The sequence below is a fragment of the Pseudorhodoplanes sp. genome (genome assembly GCF_050250235.1).
Taxonomy (GTDB): Bacteria; Pseudomonadota; Alphaproteobacteria; order Rhizobiales; family Xanthobacteraceae; genus Pseudorhodoplanes.
The window spans coordinates 37,448-57,897 of record NZ_JBFWPA010000031.1 but is presented as its reverse complement, the minus strand read 5'-3'; the positions used below and the strand labels follow the sequence as shown (position 1 = coordinate 57,897).

General features: G+C 63.6%; 19 protein-coding genes. 12 read left to right on the top strand and 7 right to left on the bottom strand.

What is annotated here, in order from left to right; all coding sequences use genetic code 11:
- The first annotated feature begins 6 nt into the window (after window positions 1-6).
- From AB7F49_RS15755 to AB7F49_RS15715, 9 genes are read left to right on the top strand one after another with little or no spacing between them, the layout of a single operon-like run.
- Complete coding sequence (locus AB7F49_RS15755; protein ID WP_276199999.1) at window positions 7-633, top strand: DUF2460 domain-containing protein; 627 nt, start codon at window positions 7-9, stop codon at window positions 631-633.
- Window positions 630-977, top strand: coding sequence for a hypothetical protein (locus AB7F49_RS15750; protein WP_276200000.1), 348 nt, complete (start codon window positions 630-632; stop codon window positions 975-977). The genes AB7F49_RS15755 and AB7F49_RS15750 overlap by 4 nt, the downstream gene beginning before the upstream one ends.
- Complete coding sequence (locus AB7F49_RS15745) at window positions 970-1,101, top strand: hypothetical protein (protein ID WP_276200001.1); 132 nt, start codon at window positions 970-972, stop codon at window positions 1,099-1,101. The genes AB7F49_RS15750 and AB7F49_RS15745 overlap by 8 nt, the downstream gene beginning before the upstream one ends.
- A gap of 3 nt (window positions 1,102-1,104) precedes the next feature.
- A complete protein-coding gene (locus tag AB7F49_RS15740) occupies window positions 1,105-1,854 on the top strand; it encodes a glycoside hydrolase family 108 protein (RefSeq protein ID WP_276200002.1) in 750 nt (249 codons plus the stop codon).
- The gene (locus tag AB7F49_RS15735; RefSeq protein ID WP_276200003.1) at window positions 1,851-2,375 is read left to right on the top strand and encodes a hypothetical protein; all 525 of its coding nucleotides are present in this window, start codon (window positions 1,851-1,853) and stop codon (window positions 2,373-2,375) included. The genes AB7F49_RS15740 and AB7F49_RS15735 overlap by 4 nt, the downstream gene beginning before the upstream one ends.
- 16 nt (window positions 2,376-2,391) lie before the next feature.
- Entirely contained in the window at window positions 2,392-3,276 is an 885-nt protein-coding gene (locus AB7F49_RS15730; protein ID WP_428523919.1) for a DUF2163 domain-containing protein, read from the top strand.
- Window positions 3,273-3,749: an NlpC/P60 family protein gene (locus tag AB7F49_RS15725; protein ID WP_276200005.1), complete on the top strand. Its 477-nt coding sequence runs from the start codon at window positions 3,273-3,275 to the stop codon at window positions 3,747-3,749. The genes AB7F49_RS15730 and AB7F49_RS15725 overlap by 4 nt, the downstream gene beginning before the upstream one ends.
- A 3-nt stretch (window positions 3,750-3,752) precedes the next feature.
- Complete coding sequence (locus AB7F49_RS15720) at window positions 3,753-7,730, top strand: baseplate multidomain protein megatron (RefSeq protein WP_428523917.1); 3,978 nt, start codon at window positions 3,753-3,755, stop codon at window positions 7,728-7,730.
- Between the two features lie 30 nt (window positions 7,731-7,760).
- Complete coding sequence (locus tag AB7F49_RS15715) at window positions 7,761-8,822, top strand: DUF2793 domain-containing protein (RefSeq protein ID WP_428523915.1); 1,062 nt, start codon at window positions 7,761-7,763, stop codon at window positions 8,820-8,822.
- 39 nt (window positions 8,823-8,861) lie between these two features.
- Here AB7F49_RS15715 and mcrC read toward each other — a convergent pair whose 3' ends face one another.
- The 5 genes from mcrC to AB7F49_RS15690 form a co-directional block, all read right to left on the bottom strand.
- Window positions 8,862-10,010 carry a 5-methylcytosine-specific restriction endonuclease system specificity protein McrC gene (gene mcrC / locus AB7F49_RS15710; protein ID WP_428523913.1) on the bottom strand — a complete coding sequence of 383 codons (1,149 nt, stop codon included), beginning with the start codon at window positions 10,008-10,010 and terminating at the stop codon, window positions 8,862-8,864.
- Window positions 10,004-12,208, bottom strand: a complete 2,205-nt coding sequence (locus AB7F49_RS15705) for an McrB family protein (RefSeq protein WP_428523911.1) — start codon at window positions 12,206-12,208, stop codon at window positions 10,004-10,006. The genes mcrC and AB7F49_RS15705 overlap by 7 nt, the downstream gene beginning before the upstream one ends.
- Window positions 12,209-12,767: 559 nt before the next feature.
- Window positions 12,768-13,685: a plasmid partitioning protein RepB C-terminal domain-containing protein gene (locus tag AB7F49_RS15700; RefSeq protein WP_428523909.1), complete on the bottom strand. Its 918-nt coding sequence runs from the start codon at window positions 13,683-13,685 to the stop codon at window positions 12,768-12,770.
- Entirely contained in the window at window positions 13,682-14,557 is an 876-nt protein-coding gene (locus tag AB7F49_RS15695) for a plasmid partitioning protein RepB C-terminal domain-containing protein (protein WP_428523907.1), read from the bottom strand. The genes AB7F49_RS15700 and AB7F49_RS15695 overlap by 4 nt, the downstream gene beginning before the upstream one ends.
- 35 nt (window positions 14,558-14,592) lie before the next feature.
- A complete protein-coding gene (locus tag AB7F49_RS15690) occupies window positions 14,593-16,101 on the bottom strand; it encodes a recombinase family protein (RefSeq protein ID WP_428523942.1) in 1,509 nt (502 codons plus the stop codon).
- Between the two features lie 161 nt (window positions 16,102-16,262).
- Here AB7F49_RS15690 and AB7F49_RS15685 point away from each other — a divergent pair, with 161 nt between their 5' ends.
- On the top strand, window positions 16,263-16,694 hold the full coding sequence (locus AB7F49_RS15685) for a hypothetical protein (RefSeq protein ID WP_428523906.1): 432 nt from the start codon (window positions 16,263-16,265) through the stop codon (window positions 16,692-16,694).
- Window positions 16,695-16,706: 12 nt separating this feature from the next.
- Here AB7F49_RS15685 and AB7F49_RS15680 read toward each other — a convergent pair whose 3' ends face one another.
- Together AB7F49_RS15680 and AB7F49_RS15675 are read right to left on the bottom strand one after the other, a co-directional pair.
- On the bottom strand, window positions 16,707-17,177 hold the full coding sequence (locus tag AB7F49_RS15680; RefSeq protein ID WP_428523904.1) for a TspO/MBR family protein: 471 nt from the start codon (window positions 17,175-17,177) through the stop codon (window positions 16,707-16,709).
- Between the two features lie 198 nt (window positions 17,178-17,375).
- On the bottom strand, window positions 17,376-17,645 hold the full coding sequence (locus AB7F49_RS15675; RefSeq protein ID WP_428523902.1) for a hypothetical protein: 270 nt from the start codon (window positions 17,643-17,645) through the stop codon (window positions 17,376-17,378).
- Window positions 17,646-17,822: 177 nt separating this feature from the next.
- On the opposite strand from AB7F49_RS15675, the gene AB7F49_RS15670 reads away from it, so the two are divergent.
- Together AB7F49_RS15670 and AB7F49_RS15665 are read left to right on the top strand one after the other, a co-directional pair.
- Window positions 17,823-19,730 (top strand): heavy metal translocating P-type ATPase, encoded by a 1,908-nt coding sequence (locus AB7F49_RS15670; RefSeq protein ID WP_428523900.1) that lies wholly within the window; start codon window positions 17,823-17,825, stop codon window positions 19,728-19,730.
- Window positions 19,727-20,428: a VIT1/CCC1 transporter family protein gene (locus AB7F49_RS15665; RefSeq protein WP_428523898.1), complete on the top strand. Its 702-nt coding sequence runs from the start codon at window positions 19,727-19,729 to the stop codon at window positions 20,426-20,428. The genes AB7F49_RS15670 and AB7F49_RS15665 overlap by 4 nt, the downstream gene beginning before the upstream one ends.
- Window positions 20,429-20,450 lie beyond the last annotated feature (22 nt).

The window sequence follows — 20,450 nt, the reverse complement described above, 5'->3', positions numbered from 1 at the left end:
CCTAACATGGCGTTCCACGAGGTCCGGTTTCCGGACGACATTTCGCGTGGCGCGCGCGGCGGACCGCAGCGTCGCACGCAAGTCGTGGAGCTCGCCTCGGGCGACGAGGAGCGCAACGCCAGCTGGGCCAGCTCTCGCCGCCGTTATGATGTCGCCTACGGTATCCGTCGCGCCGACGATCTGGCCGCAGTGGTCGCCTTCTTCGAGGCGCGCAACGGCCGACTGCATGGCTTTCGCTTCAAGGATTGGGCCGATTACAAGTCCTGCCTGCCGTCGCAGATCCCCGCCGCCACTGATCAGGCGATCGGCACTGGTGACGCCAGCACCAAAACATTCCAGCTGGTGAAGCGCTACGCCTCCGGCGCGCAGGCATGGGTACGCATCATTACCAAGCCTGTTGCCGGCAGCGTAGCGATCGCGCTGAACGGCACGCCAACGTCCTCCGGCTGGTCGGTCGATGCGGCCACCGGTCTCGTCACCTTCGTATCCGCACCTGCTTCCGGCGTCGCTATCACCGCCGGCTTCGCGTTCGACGTGCCGGTTCGCTTCGACACCGACACGCTCGACGTCACGCTCGATCTCGAGCGGCTCGGCTCGATCACCTCCATTCCCCTCGTGGAGATCCGACGATGAATGATGAACCCGGCTTCATCACCGCGGTGCTGCGCGACCTTGCGGCATCGACGGCGGTGATCCTCGCCGTCTGGGGCGCACTCGGTGGCGCCACCAACGCGCTGACCACCAAGATGCATCTGCGCGACGCGCTGCGCCACATCCTGCTTGGCGGCATCATCGCCGCCGGCATGGGCAGCCTGTCGATGGCGCTGGTCACGCGGTGGCTCGGCCTGCCGTCGGAAGCGATTCCGGCCGGAGGTGCGGCAGGCTCCGCCGCCTATCTCGTCGGCGTCTTCGGACCTGCCTTCATCGAGGTGACGCTGGCGCGCCTTCGCAACAAGGGAGGCGATCACGATGCGTGAGCTTCTGCGCTTGGCCCGCCAGCTTCGTTGCGACAGCCCCGATCCGCGCGAGGCGTTCGCCCATCGCATGCGCGTCGGCGTCATCGTCGCCCTCCTCATCCTGATCGTTTACCTGCTGAGGTAACCCATGCTCGAGAATTTCCAGAACTGCCTGGCGGTGACGCTGGGCTATGAGGGCGGCTGGTCGGATCATCCCTCCGATCCCGGCGGTGCCACGATGAAGGGCATCACGCTTGCCACCTATCGCCGCTTCAAACCGGGTGCGACCAAGACCGAGCTGCGCAACATCTCGAACGACACTGTCGCGAAGATCTACCGCTCCGACTATTGGGACAAGGTCGGCGGTGATCGGCTTGCCGCCGGTGTCGATCTTGCCACCTTCGATGCCGGCGTGAACTCCGGTTCTGGGCGCGCCAGGCAATGGCTGATGGCCGCGATTGGCGGTCCCGACCACGAGACCGTCCAGAAACTCTGCGCCAAACGTCTCGGCTTCATGCGCTCGCTCGCCATCTGGAACACGTTTGGCAAGGGCTGGTCGACGCGCGTCGCCGGTATCGAGGCCAAGGGCGTCGCCTGGGCGCTGGCGCAATCGATGGGTCCGATTCAAGTCCGTGAGCAGTTGGCGAAGGAGGCGACAACCGCGACCGCCACCTCGAACAAGCAAACCGCAGGCGCCAGCGCGGCCGGCACCGCGACCACGGCCGGTGGCAGCGACGCGCTCTTCAACCCGGATCATGTCGACCAGATCGCCGGCTGGGTGCTGGGCGGACTGCTGAGCGCCGGTGTGCTGGTCGCCGCCATCCTCATCATTCGCGCCATCATCCACCGTCAACGCGCTTCAGCCTATGCCGTCGAGGCAGGAAGGATCATGTCATGAGCGCCATTCTCGCGTCGATCCTGATCGATGTTGCGGCAAGGGTCGGCGCGCCGATCGTCAAGAGCCTGCTGGAAAAGCATGTCGGTGGCGCAGCCGGCGAGATTGGCGGCATGGTCATCGACGCCATTGCCGGCAAAGCCGGCGTGACGCCGGATAGTCTTCCTGGACTTCCAGCAAAGGATCTGGAAGCGGCCGTTGCCGCTGCCGAGGTCGACGCGCCGCAGCTCGTCGCGGCATGGGTCGGACAGCAGCGCGAAGCCAACAGGCTGATGCTGGCCGAGATGAGCAAGGGGCGACCCTGGTGGACCTGGGGCTGGCGGCCAGCGTGGATGTGGTTCCTCGGCTTTCTGTTCCTGTTCCGTCTGGTGCTGGTGCCGGTGGCCGACGCCATCCTTGGCTCCAGCATCGCGGGCGGTGTCGACCTGTCCACCATGATGACGCTGACCGCCTGGTTCATGGGCCTCTACATGGGTGGCCACACCGTCAAGGACTTAGCTGCCAAGTGGGCGGAGCGGTCATGATTGCCGGTGATCGACCATGAAATCCCTCTCTCCAGCTCTGCAGACCCATCTCGACGCGGGCACGACGACGCTCAGCTGGTGCTGGAAGATCACCCGTGCCGATGGCGCCGTATTCGGCTTCACCGATCATGATCGCACGCTTGATTTTGGTGGCACTCTGTTCGAGCCGGAAAGCGGATTGACGGCGTCGGAGGTGCGTGCCGGTTCCGATCTCGCCGTCGATGCACAGGACGCACAAGGCGTGCTGACCTCCGATCGCATCACTGAGACCGACATTCTCGATGGACGCTGGGATAATGCCGAGGTCGAGCTCTGGCGGGTCAACTGGACCGACACCTCGCAGCGTGTGCTCATGCGCCGCGGCGCCATCGGCCAGATCCGGCGCGGCCGGCTCGCCTTTGTCGCCGAGATGCGGAGCATAGCGCATGTGCTCGGCCAGACCGTCGGCCGCATGTTCCAGGCGACCTGCGATGCAGAACTCGGCGACGTCCGTTGCCGCGTCAATCTCGATGCGCCCTCCTTCAAGGGGACAGGTTCTGTTATCGACATACTGCGCGACCGCGCTTTCACGGCATCGGGGCTTGGTGGCTTTGCCGCGGGCTGGTTTGCCTTCGGCACAGTAACATGGACCAGCGGCGTCAATGACGGGCGGCGCGCCGAGGTGCTGGCGCATGATCTCGTCGACGGCATCGCCATCCTGACACTGCTCGAGGCGCCAGTGCGGCCAATTGCGGAGGCCGATGCCTTCGTCATTCGCGCCGGCTGCGACAAGCGTATCGCCACTTGTGCAGCGAAGTTCGCCAACGTCGCCAATTTCCGCGGCTTCCCCCACATCCCCGGCCAGGATGCGGTGCTGCGCTATGCAACGCGCGATGGCGGCCACAATGGAGCGGTGCTGTGAAGTCGGCTGCCCCCAAAAAGGTCATTGCCGTCGCGCGCGCCTGGCTCGGCACACCGTATCACGACCAGGCAAGCCTCAAGGGTGTCGGTTGCGACTGCCTCGGCCTCGCTCGCGGCGTCTGGCGTGAGGTGGTGGGTGACGAGCCCTTCATCATCCCGCCCTATAGCCGCGACTGGGGCGAAACCGGCCCGCGCGAGGTGCTGGCCGAGGGCGCCCGCGGCGCCATGATCGAGATTGCACCGGAACATGCCGCCCCCGGCGCGCTGCTGCTGTTCCGCATGGCGCCACGCGCCATCGCCAAGCATGTCGGCATTCTGACCGGCACCGACAGCTTCCTTCATGCCTATGAGCGGCTCGGCGTGATCGAGCAGCCGCTGACCTTGCCCTGGCGACGGCGCATAGCCTTCGCTTTTCTGTTTCCGCGGCCGGCCCTTGTCCTGCGCAAGAAGGCCCGGCGCAAGACAAGGTCCTGATCCATGGCCGCTCTCGTTCTCGGTGTCGCCGGTGCCGCCATTGGCGGCAGCATCGGCGGCACCATCCTCGGCGTCAGTGCCGCCACCATCGGCGGCTTTGTCGGCGCCGCCGCCGGCTCCATGGTCGACAGCTGGATCGTGTCGTCGCTCACCCCTGCCCAGCGGATCGAGGGCGCGCGTCTCGACAGCCTGCGCCTGACCTCGTCGACCGAAGGCGCCGTCATCCCCCGGCTCTATGGCCGCATGCGCATCGGCGGCAACATCATCTGGGCGACCGACTTTCGCGAGGAGAGCAGAACCACCACGCAAGGCGGCGGCAAGGGGTTTTCGATGGGCGGCGGTGGCGCCAAGGTGCAGACCACCGAATATCTCTATTACGCGAGCTTTGCGGTCGCGCTCTGCGAAGGTCCGATCACCGGGATCGGCCGTATCTGGGCCGATGGCAAGCTGCTCGATACCGCCGGCATTGCCTGGCGCTGGTATCCCGGCGACGAGAACCAGACCGCAGACCCCTTCATTGCCGCCAGGATGGGCGCGGCCGATACGCCGTCCTATCGTGGCACGGCTTACGTTGTGTTCGAGGAATTGCCGCTCGCCAATTACGGCAACCGCCTGCCGCAGCTGTCCTTCGAGGTGTTTCGGCCGCTCGCCGATGCCGACACCGCCGAAGGGCTGGTTCGCGCCGTCACCATGATTCCGGCTTCGGGCGAATTCACTTATGCGACGCAAGGCATCCGCCATGGCAGCGCCTGGACACAGATCCCGGCCAATCTCAACGCGCTGTCCGACACCGCCGACATGGTGGTGGCGCTCGATCATCTGCAGGCGACGATGCCTGCAATTGAAAGCGTCAGTCTCGTCGTCGCCTGGTTCGGCAACGATCTGCGCGCCGGCCATTGCCAGATCAGGCCTGGCGTGGAATTGGCGTCGAAGCTGACCTTCCCGAAGACCTGGACTGTCAACGGCGTATCGCGCGCCAATGCCCATCTCGTCAGCCGCGACGCCGAGAACCGCCCGGTCTATGGCGGCACGCCTGCCGACTTTGCCGTCGTGCAGGCAATCCGCGAGATGAAAGCGCGTGGGCTGCGCGTCACCTTTTATCCCTTCATCCTGATGGATGTGCCGCCGGACAACTCGCTGCCGAATCCGTATTCCGACAACGCCAGCGAGGCTGGTCAGCCGGCGTTTCCCTGGCGTGGCCGCATCACCTGTTCGCCGGCAGCCGGTTACGCGGGAAGCGTCGATAAAACCGCTGCCGCCGCCTCACAGGTTGCCAGCTTCTTCGGCGCAGCGACCGCAGCACAGTTTGCGGCCTTTGGAGAGACCGTGCTCTGGACCGGCCCCGCCAGCGATTGGGGTCTGCGCCGCATGGTGCTGCATTACGCGCAGCTCGCCAAACTGGCCGGCGGCGTCGATGCCTTTATCATCGGCTCGGAGATGCGTGAGCTGACCACTATTCGTGATGGCGCCGGCAGCTATCCCGCCGTGCAGGCGTTTCGCGACCTGGCATCGGCTGTGCGCTCAATCCTCGGGCCTGGTGTGAGGATCAGCTATGCCGCCGACTGGAGCGAGTATTTCGGGCATCAGCCAGCGGATGGCTCGGGCGACGTCTTCTTCCATCTCGATCCGCTGTGGGCGGATAGCAACATCGACTTCATCGGCATCGACAACTACATGCCGCTCTCCGATTGGCGCGACGGCCTCACACATCTCGATGCGCAGGCCGGCTGGCCTGCAATTCATGATCGCGCCTATCTGCAATCCAACATCAGAGGCGGCGAAGGTTTCGACTGGTACTACGCCTCGGAGGTCGATCGGGCGAACCAGATTCGCACGGCGATCACCGATGGTGCCGCCGCCAAACCGTGGGTGTTCCGCAGCAAGGACCTGCGCTCATGGTGGTCGAACAGGCATTACGACCGTCCTGGCGGCGTGGAGAGTCCGACACCGACGGCGTGGGTGCCGCAATCCAAGCCGATCCGCTTCACCGAGCTCGGTTGCCCGGCCATCGACCGCGGTACCAACCAGCCCAACGTTTTCGTCGATCCGAAGTCGGCGGAAAGCGAGGTGCCACACTTCTCGCGCGGCTGGCGCGACGATGCCATCCAGCGCGCCTATCTGGAAGCAACGTATCTGTGGTGGAGCGATCCGGCCAACAATCCAATCTCGTCCATCTCAGGCAGCCGCATGGTGCATGTGCCCGAATGCGCTGCCTGGACCTGGGATGCGCGACCCTATCCGTTCTTTCCCGAGCTGACCGATGTCTGGACCGACGGAGAGAACTGGCGGCTCGGCCACTGGCTGACCGGCCGTCTCGGTGCGGTCTCGCTCGCCGCCCTTGTGCGGCATCTGTGTCGGCGCGCCGGTATGCGAGATGAGCAGATCGATGTCTCAGGGCTCTGGGGCGCCGTCGAGGGCTATGTCATCGGCGCACTGGAAAGCCCGCGGGCGTCGATCGCGAACCTTGCCCGTCACTTCGGCTTCGATGCCGTCGAAAGTGAAGGCAGGATTCGCTTTGTCATGCGCGGCCGGGCTCCCACGACCACTATCACCGTCGACACTATGGTCGCGGTCGATCAGAACGAGGTTCTGGAGCTGATTCGCAGCCAGGAGACCGAACTGCCCCAGGCGCTCAAATGGCAGGTAGCGCGCGCCGACGAGGATTACGATGCGGCGATCGTCGAAGCCCGCCGTATCACCGTTGAAGCGTCCCGCGTCTCCTCCGAGACCTTCCCGTTTGCGGTGCCGCTAGAGGAGGCCGAACGCCGTTGCCGCCGTGTGTTGATGGAAGCCTGGACAGGGCGTGAGAGCGCTGTCTTCCGGTTGCCGCCATCGCGGCTGGCAATTGATCCGGCCGACGTGATCAGGCTCGACCATGATGGCCGCGAGATCGATTTCCGTCTCGTGTCGGTCGCCGACGCTGAGGCACGCAGCGTCGAGGCGATTCGCCAGGATCGGCAGGATTACGATCTTCCGCCTGGCGCGGCACGACCATCGACACTCTCCAAAACTGTCGTCTTCGGCGCGCCGGAGGTGGTGTTCCTCGACCTGCCGCAACTGACGGAAGCGCACATCCCGCACCATCCGCTGATCGCCGCGCAGGCACAGCCATGGCCGGGGCAACTGGCGGTGTTCCGCAGCCCCGGCAATGACGGCTTCGAGCTGGTCACCAACTTCAGCACCCGTGCCCGCATCGGCACGTTGACGAATGATCTGTGGTCCGGACCGGTCTCGCGCTTCGACCACGGCAACGTCATGATTGTCGATCTCGTCACCGGCACGCTCGAAAGCGTCACCGATATTGCGCTCCTCGGCGGCGCCAATGCGCTTGCAGTGGAAAGCGCACCAGGTATCTGGGAGGTCTTGCAAGCAGGATCGGCCGAACTGATCGCGCCGGGCCGCTACCGGCTGACGCGGCTGTTGCGCGGTCAGCGCGGCACCGAAGGCGCGATGGCCGATCCGGTGCCGGCGGGTGCGCGCGTGGTGGTGCTCGACAGCATGCTCGCCGACCTGCCGGTCACCGAGGCCGATCTCGGCATGGCGATGAACTGGCGCATCGGCCCGGCCTCAAAACCTGTCAGCGACGAGACCTATGTGGCACAGACCTTCACGCCCGAGGGTGTTGGGCTCCGGCCCTTCGCGCCGGTCCATGTCGAACAACCATGGCGCAAGGCGCGCGTGCCTGGTGATCTCACCATTCGCTGGGTGCGTCGGGATCGATCGCTCGCCGCAGACAGTTGGAATGCCGTTGAAATCCGGATGAGCGAGGCCAGCGAATCCTGGCAGGTCGACATCCTCGACGGCGCAACCATCAAGCGGTCCCTGACAACGTCCACCGCCAGTGTCGTCTACAGCGCAGCCGACCAGAGCGCCGATTGGGGCGCGCCGCTCGGATCAGGAAACGCGCTCACCGTCCGCATTGCCCAGATCGGGCAGATGTTTGGCGCAGGTGCTGCGCTCACCACCACCCTCTGGTTCTGATCATCGGAGACACCCATGTCCGACACAACAGTGCATCTGGCGCTGCCCTTCATCATGGCCGCGCAGGCTCAGAAACACGTTACTCATAATGAGGCGCTGCGGGTCCTCGATGGCGTCGTGCAACTGTCGGTCAAGGATCGCGACCTGGCGGCGCCACCCGGCAGTCCCCATGACGGCGATCGCTACATCGTCGGCTCGGGCGCAACCGGTGCATGGGCCGGCTGGGATTTGAACGTTGCCCTCTGGTCGGATGGCGCCTGGCTGCGCCTGCCGCCGCGCGCCGGCTGGCTTGCATGGATCGAGGACGAAAGCCTGCTGCTGGCCTTTAATGGCTCCAGCTGGATTGATGTGACGCCCGACGCACTGCAGAGCCTTGCCCTTCTGGGCGTGGGCACCACAGCAGATGCCGCCAATCCGTTCTCCGCGAAACTCAACGCGGCGCTCTGGACTGCGAAATCGATCGCCGAGGGCGGCACCGGCGATCTGTTCTACACCATGAACAAGGAGGCCGCCGGCCGCGATCTCGGCCTCACGCTGCAGACTGGCTACGTCACCAAGGCCCTGGTCGGCCTGTTCGGTTCGGACAGGTTCCGGCTGGCGGTTTCTGAGGACGGCAGCGTCTTCTTCGACGGACTGATCGTCGATAATGCCAACGGCATCGTCGACCAGCCCCGGCTGCCGCGCTTCAAGGGGTATACCAACTACGACAACTATGTTGCCGTCGACACCTGGACGAAGATCGCGATCAACAACACCGACTACAACGACCAGAGCGCCTTCGACGCCGGCAACAACCGTTTCGTCGCTCCGGTCGCCGGCACCTACCTCCTCGGCGCCACGCTGCTCTACAAGGTCAATTCCAGCACCACGGCGCGAATGCGCGGGCGGCTGGTGTTGAACACCTCGACGGAAATCCGAGGATCGTTCGGCGAGATATCCGGCGCGCACGCCTCCGAGGCGACGGCGCTCTGGCTGCAGACCATGACCCCGCTCGCCCAAGGCGACACGGTGGAACTCCAGGGCACATTCCGGGTTGCGGATGGGTATTTCGCAGCCGACCACACGTCCTTATGGGGCTGCAAGGTCGGATGAAATACAGGCAGCACGGTTTCTGTGGGCAACCGCACGCGATCACGCGTGTGAAGGTCCATCCGCAGAAGTCTCGTTTTTGAGCTGCAAGCTGAGCTTCAGAAGTTGTCGGCGGATAGCTCCGCTGTCGGCCGCGAGATCTACTGTGGCGAACCGAATGAGATGTCCGTGCACCGAGATGGCTTCGTCGATCGTTTCACCGATGGCCGGGTGCAGCAACAAGCCCTCGGCCTTGTCGGCCATCGGATCCCCACGTCCTGCCTGTGAACGTATGTACGCGTAGATTTGGTAAAGGTATCCGCTGCGCAACGTCGCCTCGCGGCGCCAGCCCGCCGTCACGATGCTGGTGAACTTGGTGTCGATCACGATACGGCGGCCGACCAGCGCATCGTCGAGCACGATATCAGTCTGCATCCCCGGCAATATCTCTCGCGCGCCCTCGGTCCACCAATCGATCGGCCAGTCGAGCGCACCCCCTTTGTGTACGCGCCATCGCTTTGGTTGCAGGATGGTTTTGTAGAAGCCGCCGACGGCGCGTTCGAACAACCGCCGGGCCCACTGCTCCTCCCTATCCGGCATCGGCAATGGTCGCGGGCCAGCCCGCTCGGTGGGCAGAACGAGGTCTATCGCAAGCATCGCCGCTGCGAGCATCTCGCAATCCGTCGCGTCGTGACGGCCAATGCGGTCGGCGCTGAGCTCGGCTCGCGATGGCATGGCGCCGGAGACACCGAGAGCCTGCATATCCGCAGCCAGCCGGCGGCAACGATGGCGGAGCTCGGGGCGCGTGACCAGCCGCGCCACCGCCCCGAGCGCGCCGCGGACGAAGCGGTTGCGCGGCGTGTCGACACTGAGCTCGACGAAACGGCACGCCACGGCTCCGCGTGCGAGCAACTGTCGGCGCTCCGTTCGCAGGACGTCGATCCGACCTCGGACCCGCGACAGGTCGGCGCTGCGCGGACGGTAGCCGAGGCTCAGCTGTCGTCGCTGGCGTTCCTCTACCGCCTGCGCCAGCAGTTCGGCAACGAGATCGGCGATCTCGTCCGGGTTGTGCTCGACGTCGACGAGTGTGCGGCCCGCCGTCCGGAACAGGTCCGAGGCGTAAAGCATCAGAAGCCAGATGTTGCGCACCGGGATGCGACCGATGAAGCCCGCAGCGGCGGTCTCGCTCACCCCGGCATCGGCGATCACCATCCCTGCAGCAGTCGATCGAGGGCCTCGCGCGCCGATTTCGGCGCGTCGAACCAGTATTCGTCGAGCAGCGGGCCGATCTCCGTCTCGGCCACCTGGCGAAACCATTCTCGTGTGGTGCCCGGCTCCAGTTTCGCCGTTGGTGTGACGTAGCTGTGCCCAATCTCGAATTGACGACCGAACGCCCCGGCGATCTCCGCGTTCAGCGCAAGGATTCGCCGCTCGATGTCGTCTGCGAGCAGAGAATCGACCCCACCCCTCTCGGTCACCCACCGCCGCCATGCTGGCCCAAGCCGCGGCTCGAGCCCCACGAATGCGAAGCGCCTGCGGAAGGCCAGGTCGACGAGCGCCAGCGAGCGATCAGCGATGTTCATGGTGCCGATCACGAACAGGTTCTCGGGAACGTGCACTGGGCGGCGCAGGCCATCGGCATCGGGATAGCATAACTCCAGCGCCTCACGCGGCGTACGCTTGCCTGCCTCCAGCAGAGTTAGCAGTTCGCCGAAGATCTGCGCGGGGTTCCCGCGATTGATCTCTTCGATGATGATGACGTAGCGGGCGTCCGGGCGACCCAGCGCAGCACGGATCGCCTCCATGAAGACCCCGTCCGCAAGAGTTAGCTTTCCATCGCCGCTCGGCCGCCAGCCGCGGACGAAATCCTCGTAGGAAAGGTTCGGATGAAACTGGACGGCCCGGATGCGCGCCTCGTCGCGCTCGCCCATCAGCGCGAAGGCGAGGCGCTTGGCGATCCACGTCTTTCCCGTTCCCGGCGGCCCCTGCAGGATCAGGTTCTTGCGCGTACGCAGGCGCTCTAGAAGACGTTCGATCTCCTCTTGCTCCAGGAAGCAGCCGTCGCGCATGATGTCATCGACGTCGTAAGGTTCCGTCGGCGAAGGCGCCTGCACGGGATCTGCCGCAGCGGACTCATCCTGATCCTTCGTCGAGGTTAGTTCGGCTGCGCATGGTTCCGTCTGGACATCTTCGGGTGCCTTGTATCGCCAGGATGCGAGCGACAATTCGGGGAAGCTATGAACCGGATAGCTGTCCTCCCCGAAACGCGCCTTGAGGTCGTCAACGAGCTTCAAATACGTCGTTCCGCTGCAGGGCTTCTGCGGTCCAATCGTCGGGATCCGCATTTGCAGTCGTCCCGTGAGGAAAGCGCGCGAGTTGCGGTCGAGGGTCGGAAACTCCCAGGGATGCGACCAATAGAGGCCGGTAGAGAGATTCCACGAAGCGCCCCAGACCTCGACCGCTGCGTCGTAAGCGGAGATGAACGCCTCCCGCTGCTCCGGCTGATCGGCCTCCACGAGCGCCGCCGCGGCAATGAACAGATCCCACAACTTATCGATGTCGTTTTCGCCACGTTTGTCACCGTAACTGAAGAACCACGAGCGCTGATTGTTCAGGACTGGAATACCCTCGAAGGAAGCCGGCGGATCCTCCTCCACGCCGATTAGCTTTGCGAGTGCCCCTGCGATCGCGCGCCTATTGTCCTCTGTCATAGATCGGTTGAACGTGCCCATCGCCGTGAATGGGCAGATATCGCGCAGGGGGCCGGTTCCGCCTTCGGGATAGCGGTCCTGCAAATAGCCGAGTCCCGCCATATCTTGTGCAATGGCATGAATGCCTTCGATCAATGGCTGCCTGTCCGCCCGATAGTCGAAAAGCTTCGCCGCGACGGCGCTGTAGAAGGCTGTCCAGCGGAAACGCTGCTCCCCGTCCGCGTCGCCGAACCGCTCCCGCCAGAATGGCTCATTCCTGAACCGGTTGATGTCCTGGGGTTGGTCGTCGAAGGCAAAAGCCAGAAGTCCATCCTCCATCCACCCGCCCGGCGCGACGCGCCAGACCGTCGCGCGATTGGTGTAAAAATACCATTCGCGGGGCGGCGAAACCGGCGACCAGTCTACTCGCAAATGCTTGCCGTCATCGAGATTCGCGGTGATCGTGCCGACCGCCTTGATCGCCAACACCGAGACGGTCGCGCCGCGATTGTCAAACGGAAGATCGTGCTTACGTGTGTAAGATGACTTGATGGCGATCTTGTCGCCCGGCCGCATGGAGCGCACGACATCTCCATACTTGCCGTCCTCGTAGCCGTTCTCCCATATTCCCTCAGCGAGAAATCGTGGCGTTTGATCCTCGGTCCGATTGTACGCCGCGCCGACAAACCAGGACGGCCGCGCGCTCGATTCCGCCGACATTACACATTCTCCAATACTGCGACGATCAGACTGATTGTAACGCTTTCATTTCGCATAGCCTCTGCATCATCTTGCCAACGTACGCGGCCTTGTCTTCCTCCTGAAAGAGGATGTTTCGCGCCTCCATGGCCGGCTTATCGACCGACCAAAGCAGTCGCATCACGTGCGAAGCCGTTCTTCGCATCGCGTGCGGACATGTGTTGCATGATTGCCCCCAAAGTTGGAGCCACTTTAGCTATAATGGCGCTTTGCTGTGAAGGGCTCTAAGCGGATTTAAATGCGTCGTAGATCCTCGCAGCTGGGACGCTTCTGAGGGTCGAAAAATATACATCCAGATCGGGCGTGCCGGGAGTTTCCGTCGGTGCTCAACCGGCACGCCCATCCCACGTCATGACCAGCATAACGCCAGTCATGCGGCCGGCGAAAACTCGAGCCGGCCTGGTGGGCTCCGAGCGGGTTCGCCGCCATCCCCACCGCCGCACTTGATCCGCCCCACAGTGCGGCTTCTCCTGCGGTCCCCGCGCTTATCGGGTCCGGGTCCCCATCGATTGCTGTGCAGCTACTCAGCTGCCGTCGGCAAAGTAGATGTCATCTCGGCGATCGACTGGAATTCACTGAGAAACTCCGGCCGGTATTGCATCAGGTGTCGCACGACGCGCGCATTCCCGAGGAGCTTGGCGAGGTATCTCTTGATGACGGTCAGTTGCAGGTGATTCTGTCCGTAGGTCTCCTGGATTGAGGTGATGCCCTCCTGCAGCCTCGCAAGCTCGCGTTCCATCCGTGCCATGGCTTCGGGTGTTACTCCTTTCAGGCGCTTCGGTTTGGTTGTCTCGACCAGCTGCGCCTGCGGAGTACCCGCAAGGATCGCTGAGACGTAAGCCAACGAATAGTTGTTGGCGTTCACCAGAAGCTCCGATGCCTCGATTTGCCGTAGCGCCTTCATCTTCCGGAGGATCTCGAACACGGCCGAGGTGCAGGGTTTGTCCTTCAGGATCGCAACGGCCTCTTCGCAGATCCCGTCCAGCAGGCGAGCCTTACGTCGGATGCTGCTGGGATTGAGATCCAACGCGGCAGCGATCTTCTCCTCGGAAACGCCGCGCTCGATGGCCCTCAGGATCATTCGATGTTCTTGTATCGGGGCGAGACGGCTGACCCGCTTGTTATAGGTGAAGGCTTCGTCATCAGTTGAGACGAGGCACTCGACCTGTTCGATCCCCAGATCCTTCAGGATTTCGATTCGGATGTGCCCGTCGAGGAGCAGGAAGGCCCCACCTTGCACGGGGGCACGTGCAATGACGGGCGGTTCGACCAGTCCGACCTCGCGAACAGATGTCTTTATCTGCCGATACTTTCTGCTGGACTTCACGGAGGAGCCGAGGGCACGCACGGGCAGGATCGACTGGATCGGCAGGGTCACGCAGTCGCCTTCGAAGGCGAGAGCAATAGTGCCCGACGAACCGCACTTGCCTGACTTCATGCCCTGGCTCCTTCGCGCAGTGCATCGGTGAGATACGTGGGGAGCGTGTCTAGCCCTTCGGCCCGAAGGAGGGTGAGGAAATGCTCGTCATCGCGTAGGCTGCGGAATGCTTCGACGACGAACATCAATCGGCCCTGCGTCAGCTCGGCCTTCTTGATCAGCAGCTTCTGGCGATCCGCCTCCTGCTGATAGGCACGGACGAGGGCGTCGCTGGTCAGCGGGCGCTTGGCGCCGTCCTTGCGTCCATAGCGATTGTATTTGAGGTGCGGCCCCTGCGTTTGGCGTTGCTGGATGAGGCGGCGCACCGCTGTCAGCTTTTTCCCGCGTAGCTTTTTCTGGGTATAGGCATCCATCAGTGCGCGCTGGGCACCTTCGGCGTCGGTCTTCGAGATTTCGATGGCAAGGTTGAGCGGCAGTAGGCCGGTCTCCACAGCCGAGACGAGCCGTTCCTCTCCGTGTTCGAGAAGACCGGCAATCATGCCGACATACTCGGTCGTCACACCAATCTTGTTGCCGATCTGCCGGTCATCGTAGCCGCGTTTCCGAAGCGTACCGATCTCGCGCATCAGGTCAATTGGCCGGTGCTGCCGTCGAGCGCAATTCTCAACGAGGCTCATGACCAGGCATTCGCTTTCGTCGACATCGACCACAATGGCCGGGATCGCTGTCTGCTTCAACTCGATGAAGGCCTCGAGGCGTCCTTGGCCGCAGACGAGATCGTATTCGGTGGGATCGGTGCCCGCGTGCCGAGCCACCGTGATCGGACGCTTCAATCCAATCCGCGCGATGTTCTCGACCATCTCCTTAAAATTGCGCCGATTGCGTACTCGCGGGTTAAGAATGCGGATCCGCTCGGTCGGGATCAGCAGCACTTGCTTCGGATCGTGTTCCTGCAATTCGTCCGACATCAGGCTGCCTCCATAGCTTGGGTTCGGCCAGCGAGGGTGTAGAAGAAGTCGAGTGTGTCGAACCGATAGGCGTCCAGCCAAAGCCCGTTCTGCTCGGCGAGACGCAGTCGATCGAGCGTCATATCGATGCTGGGCAGGAGGTAGTAGTCGCGCGGCGATTCGTTCAGTTCATCCATCCGCACAGCGATGGTGATATCAGGCACGAGACCAGTGTCGAGGCAGATGCGCCAACGGAGCGACCCTGCCCCTGTTGTATGACAGCGGGCGAGAATGACGGACGCAGTGAATTCGTCGTTGACACGAATAAGGTCGGTGGTGTGATCCCGCACGGCGATGCCGCCGCCTCGCGTGATGCCTGCCATGATCTCGGCGATCACGTGGGGATGCGCCTGTCGTAGCGCCCGGTTGATCTCGATGTAGCGATAATCGCGCTCCGGCTCATAGCCGATCAGATGGTACGCTCGCAGGAGACTGCCGAAGCGGCTGCGATAGACGCTGGACGAGGGCAGATCATCCTGCTCGTCGATGATTAGGCCTGACAGTACGCCTTGCTGCTTCAGAATTGTCCGGAGGGCATCGAGCAACTCCTCATCGCTGAAATGGCGGCTGCGCGCATCCACGATCTCTCGCGCGCGCAGAAACAGAGCCCGATCGACGATGGCAGGGTAGGCACCTTCGGCGCGGATCCACATCTCGCGCGGGTTCACCACCCGGCGCTGCTTGAGCTTGAAGGACACCTTGTTGAAGACGTTGTTGCCGATGTACTTTTCGTTCGTCAGAACCTGATGGACAGTCGCGCGTGTCCACGGCCGACCAAGATCGGTCCGACATCCTTCAGCATTGAGGGTCTCAGCGATTTCACGCTCCAATCGGCCTTCGTCGACGAACATCGTGTACATCCGCTGGACGACACGCTGCTCATCCGCGGGGCCGGGAACCAGGATGACGCGATCGGTTTGGATGCTCTTCTGCTCCCCGCGCGACAATTCACCTTTCGGGTTTCCATCCTCGTCGATGAGCACACGGCGTAGCCCGTAACCGGCCGCTCCGCCCTGCCGATACCCAAGCTCGACGAGACGGCATTGGCCCGCGAAGACCTTCACGGAGAGCTCGCGGCTGTACTCGCCCGCCATCACCCGCTTGACGGTCTTCAGAAGGTTCGAGCCGATGCTGCCGTCATTCTCGAACTGCTCGCCGCAGTAGTGGACACGGATCCCGGCGCGCGAGCAGACATGCTCGTGATAGGCCCCTTCATCTGCGTCCTGAAACCGGCCCCAGCGACTCACATCGTAGACGAGGATCGCCTTGAAGTTGGCCCGACCGGACTGAACCTCAGCCATCAGCGCCTGCAGCGCTTCGCGGCCATCAAGTCGTAGCCCCGATCTTCCGGAATCCTCGAAGACGCGTAGGATTGTCAGGCCGCGGGCCGTGGCGTAGCTGCGGATGACGTCGAGTTGGTTCTCGGTCGAATATTTCTGATGATCGGTCGACATCCGGACATAGGCCACAGCCGGAATTTGGTCGCCGGTATCGTCATCACGGCTGTGCCGATTGTGCGAGTTGCGCCCACTCAACAGTCCATCCTCACGCTATTTCGGGCGCAAATCGTCGTTCCCGCAACGCGTCCGGTTCAACCTCTCCTTGCTCATTAAAAGCCAAGGAGGGCGGAATGTCGTTTCCGAAAAAGGGCAAGTTCTTTCCAGATCGAAACGGATATACTGATAGCCACGGAAGTCAGGATTCCGTCGGCTTCTCGGCCGAGATCGCTGCTGCGCTGCATCGCTCGCTGGGGTCCACTGGTGCCGCGGTGAAGACGGTGGCAGGTTGGACCGGCGCCAACGAGAAGACCGTGAAGAACTGGTTTTCTGGGCGTTACGGTCCCAGTGGCGAGCATCTCGCAGTGCTTGTTCGGCATTCCGACGAAGTGCTGAACGCTTTTCTGGTAATGGCGGGGCGGCAGGAGCTCATGGTAGCCATCAAGCTCGCTGCAGCTGAGCAGGCGATAATGGATTTGCTGATGGCCGTGCGTAGTCTGGCCGGAGATAGTGGGGATAGCTGGGACGTCAAGCAGAAGCTCAAGCCGGCCCGACGACATCGATGATCCTGCACTGCATCAGGTCGTTGAAGAGTTGAGGCGCCAAACCGCAAAATTGAGTGCAGTCGCGAACGTGACCCATGCGAGGTAGGGCACGAGTAGCAACGCTGCTCCAACATGGAGCGGGAGGAAGAGCACTATCGTCGCAACAATGGAAAGCCATACCAAAACAATGTCGACGAACGCCAAGTCGGGGCGGTGCAGGCCAAAGAAGAGCGGCGTCCAAGCCGCGTTGAGCACCAGCTGGAGGGCGTAAACGGCAAGCGGCAGAACGGCACCGGCAAATTCGAATTCCCGCCAAACCAGCCAGCCGGATACAGCGATCATCACATAGAGGATGGTCCATACCGGAGCAAACAGCCGGTTCGGTGGACGCCACGATGGCTTCTTCAAGCGCTCATACCATTCGCCTGGCCGGAAGAAGGCGCCTGTCATGGCCGCCAGGAAACAGGCAACGATAAATCCAGCAAACCCAAGGATCGAGGTCATCTTCGTTGCAAATCTCCAGCTCGGATTGGGGTAAGAGTCAGCGACGCATCCATAAACGGATTTCTAGCGTTTGTCCGGTGAGATGACGACAATGGCCGAGCACGATGCGCGGCCGTGGCGCCTATATGCTAGGTGCATCCTATGGTATCTCGGCAATTGCAGGAGGAGCCATGTGTTTCGGTTTCCGCTTTGGGGCAATCAGGTACGGTTGGCGCCTGCCTGTCGCGCATCTGTCCGCGCGAGATCGCGCCGGCGCGAACCGTTCGGATGACGGAAAGCCGTACTGAAGTCGATGCGCATGGCCCACCATACGCGCAACCGGAACGGTCGCTGCCTGGTTCGGGTCAGACTTTCTGCCGATTTTTCGTTGGATGCCGCCCCCTTGCCGGCCAGGGCAAGGCTATCAAACCCAACACGCGGCGCGCCGCTGATCAAGTCGGCGGTCTCCGTCACCGTGGTGGCCCGCATTTGGGCCGACCCTCATGATAGCCGGGCCGACAGAGGCGCGGCAATCGCAAGAAACCATGGGCTCGACGCTCCATTCCCGCCTGCGCGATAATAAAGGCAACGCAAGGGACGTCGGGGTCGGACGACTGTTTCCCGAAGAGCTAGCGGGAATCGCCTTAGCCGAGGGGAGTGAGGCGCATGGAAACGACACTGACCGATCGCTTCAAGACCGCTATCCTGCTCATGGCTGCGACCGGCCTGATTGCGGGACTTGCGTTCTACTTCACTGACCAACCCGACGTTGCGAACCTGGTCTGGATCGCCGGCGTCGTTCCGGCACTTGCTGCGCTCGTGGTCGAGATCCTTCGCAGCATTGGGCGCGGCGAAGTCGGACTGGATATCGTTGCCGCGCTCTCCATGTCGGCAGCACTCGTCTTCGGCGAGACCCTCGCAGCGGCGGTCGTCGCGGTGATGTATTCGGGCGGCACCTTCCTCGAAGCCTTCGCCGAGGGCCGCGCCCGGCGCGAAATGCACGACCTCCTCTCCCGTGTGCCCCGGACCGCGACCCGGCATCGAAACGGTGGGCTGGAGGAGGTGCCGCTCGATGAGATCGCGCCCGGTGACCGACTCCTGATCCGGCAAGGCGACGTCGTTCCAGTTGACGGCACGGTGGCCTCTGATACGGCCTTCGTCGACACCTCGGCGCTCACAGGCGAGTCGCTTCCGGTGCGTCTCGCGCGCGGGGCTGAGACCATGAGTGGCTCGACCAACGCGGGCGAGGCCTTCAATCTGATAGCGACGCGCGAGGCGAAGGACAGCACCTATGCCGGAATTGTCCGGCTGGTTGAGGAGGCGCAGGCGTCGAAGGCCCCGATGTCGCGGCTGGCCGACCGCTGGTCGCTGGGCTTTCTCGCGGTCACGGTGGGCATCGCCTTCACTGCCTGGTGGTTCACCGGTGATCCGATCCGGGCCGTCGCCGTCCTTGTGGTTGCCACGCCGTGTCCGCTAATCCTTGCCGTGCCGGTCGCGCTGGTCGCCGGCCTGTCGCGCGCGGCGCATTTCGGCGTCCTGATCAAGGGAGCGGGTCCGCTTGAGACGATGGCGCGCATCCGCACCCTGATCCTCGACAAGACGGGCACCTTGACGGATGGTCGTCCGCAGATCGTGTCGATCGACAGCCATGGCGGCATGGCCCCGGACGACATCCTGCGCCTGGCTGCAGCGCTCGACCAGGCTTCAAAGCACCCTGTGGCGCAGGCCATCGTCGCCGCAGCGAAGGCGCGGGGCTTCACGCTGCCCGTGCCGTCAGATGTTGCCGAGATCCCGGGCGAAGGGGTCGTAGGTCATGTCGAGGGCCGCCCCGTCATCGTCGGCGGGGACGGTTTCGTGGCGTCCCGGGTCGGGCGGATGACGGGCGATCATCCCGCAAAGGGCGCCGGATCGGTCCTCGTTGCCGTGGCGGTCGATGGCCAAATGGCCGGGCACCTGGTGATGTCGGACCCCCTGCGCGAAGGCACGGGCGCCATGCTGGCGGGGCTCCGCCGCCAGGGGATCGGGCGCATCCTGCTGGCCACCGGCGACCGCGCAGATGTGGCCGAGCGCGTGACCGAGGGGCTGGGCCTTGACGGTCTGCGGGCCGGGCTGACGCCGGATCAAAAGGTCCTGCTCGTGCTCTCCGAGCGCAAGCATGGGCCGGTCATGATGGTGGGCGACGGGGTTAACGATGCACCCGCTCTGGCCGCAGCCGATGTTGGCATGGCGATGGGCGCGCGAGGTGCCGCTGCCTCGGCCGAAGCCGCCGACGTGGTGCTGCTCGTCGACCGGATCGACCGGCTGGGCCCCGGGATTGAGATCGCCCGGGCCTCGCGGCGGATCGCCGTAGAAAGCGTCGTCGCGGGGATCGGCCTTTCGGTGATCGGCATGATCGCGGCAGCCTATGGCTATCTTACCCCGGTGCAGGGAGCGCTCCTGCAGGAGGCAATCGACGTCGCCGTGATCCTGAACGCACTGCGCGCGCTGCGCATCACCCCCCACGAGCCCACCACATCGACACCACAGGCTGTCTCGTCCGCGCCGGCCCATATCGCGCAGGGATCTACCCCATGAGCCGTCTCTCGCATTCCGAAATCCACATGGTCCATCGCATCGGTTGGCTGCGCGCGGCCGTACTCGGTGCCAACGACGGGCTCGTCTCGACCGCGAGCTTGGTTGTGGGCGTGGCCGCAGCGGGGTCCGGAAAGCCAGAGGTCTTCATTGCCGGGCTTGCCGGGCTCGTAGCCGGCGCGATGTCCATGGCGGCTGGCGAATACGTTTCCGTCAGTTCGCAGGCCGATGCGGAGCAGGCCGACATCGAGCGCGAGACCCGGGAGTTGAAGGAAACACCCGACGCGGAGCTAGACGAACTGACCCGCATCTACATGGAGCGGGGGCTCGATGAAGAGCTCGCCCGCGAAGTTGCGATCCAACTAACCGCAAAGGACGCACTCGGCGCTCATTCGCGTGACGAACTTGGCATTTCGGTAACGGTGACTGCGCATCCAATACAGGCTGCCGTGGTGTCGGCAGCGACCTTCGCCGTCGGGGCGGTCATCCCGCTAATCATCGCGGCACTCGTGCCGGCCGCTCAGATCACTGTTATCGTCGCGGTCACCGCTCTGGTTGCGCTATCGGTGCTGGGCGGACTCGGGGCCTCAGCCGGAGGTGCGGGTATCGTCAAGGGAGCCGTTCGCGTTACCTTCTGGGGCGCGCTTGCCATGGCCGCGACCGCAGCGGTGGGGATGATCTTCGGTGTGACTGTCGGCTAGGTAGATGGCGAGTTTCTAATGG

What these genes read in the sequence shown, in the direction of transcription:
- AB7F49_RS15755 (WP_276199999.1), top strand. Translation starts at nt 7, where the DNA reads ATGGCGTTCCACGAGGTCCGGTTTCCGGACGACATTTCGCGTGGCGCG.
- AB7F49_RS15750 (WP_276200000.1), top strand. Translation starts at nt 630, where the DNA reads ATGAATGATGAACCCGGCTTCATCACCGCGGTGCTGCGCGACCTTGCG.
- AB7F49_RS15745 (WP_276200001.1), top strand. Translation starts at nt 970, where the DNA reads ATGCGTGAGCTTCTGCGCTTGGCCCGCCAGCTTCGTTGCGACAGCCCC.
- mcrC (WP_428523913.1), bottom strand. Translation starts at nt 10,010, where the DNA reads ATGGTGATCGCCGATGCCGGGGTGAGCGAGACCGCCGCTGCGGGCTTC.
- AB7F49_RS15700 (WP_428523909.1), bottom strand. Translation starts at nt 13,685, where the DNA reads ATGAAGTCAGGCAAGTGCGGTTCGTCGGGCACTATTGCTCTCGCCTTC.
- AB7F49_RS15680 (WP_428523904.1), bottom strand. Translation starts at nt 17,177, where the DNA reads ATGACCTCGATCCTTGGGTTTGCTGGATTTATCGTTGCCTGTTTCCTG.
- AB7F49_RS15730 (WP_428523919.1), top strand. Translation starts at nt 2,392, where the DNA reads ATGAAATCCCTCTCTCCAGCTCTGCAGACCCATCTCGACGCGGGCACG.
- AB7F49_RS15735 (WP_276200003.1), top strand. Translation starts at nt 1,851, where the DNA reads ATGAGCGCCATTCTCGCGTCGATCCTGATCGATGTTGCGGCAAGGGTC.
- AB7F49_RS15670 (WP_428523900.1), top strand. Translation starts at nt 17,823, where the DNA reads ATGGAAACGACACTGACCGATCGCTTCAAGACCGCTATCCTGCTCATG.
- AB7F49_RS15685 (WP_428523906.1), top strand. Translation starts at nt 16,263, where the DNA reads ATGTCGTTTCCGAAAAAGGGCAAGTTCTTTCCAGATCGAAACGGATAT.
- AB7F49_RS15740 (WP_276200002.1), top strand. Translation starts at nt 1,105, where the DNA reads ATGCTCGAGAATTTCCAGAACTGCCTGGCGGTGACGCTGGGCTATGAG.
- AB7F49_RS15675 (WP_428523902.1), bottom strand. Translation starts at nt 17,645, where the DNA reads ATGCGGGCCACCACGGTGACGGAGACCGCCGACTTGATCAGCGGCGCG.
- AB7F49_RS15665 (WP_428523898.1), top strand. Translation starts at nt 19,727, where the DNA reads ATGAGCCGTCTCTCGCATTCCGAAATCCACATGGTCCATCGCATCGGT.
- AB7F49_RS15720 (WP_428523917.1), top strand. Translation starts at nt 3,753, where the DNA reads ATGGCCGCTCTCGTTCTCGGTGTCGCCGGTGCCGCCATTGGCGGCAGC.
- AB7F49_RS15705 (WP_428523911.1), bottom strand. Translation starts at nt 12,208, where the DNA reads ATGTCGGCGGAATCGAGCGCGCGGCCGTCCTGGTTTGTCGGCGCGGCG.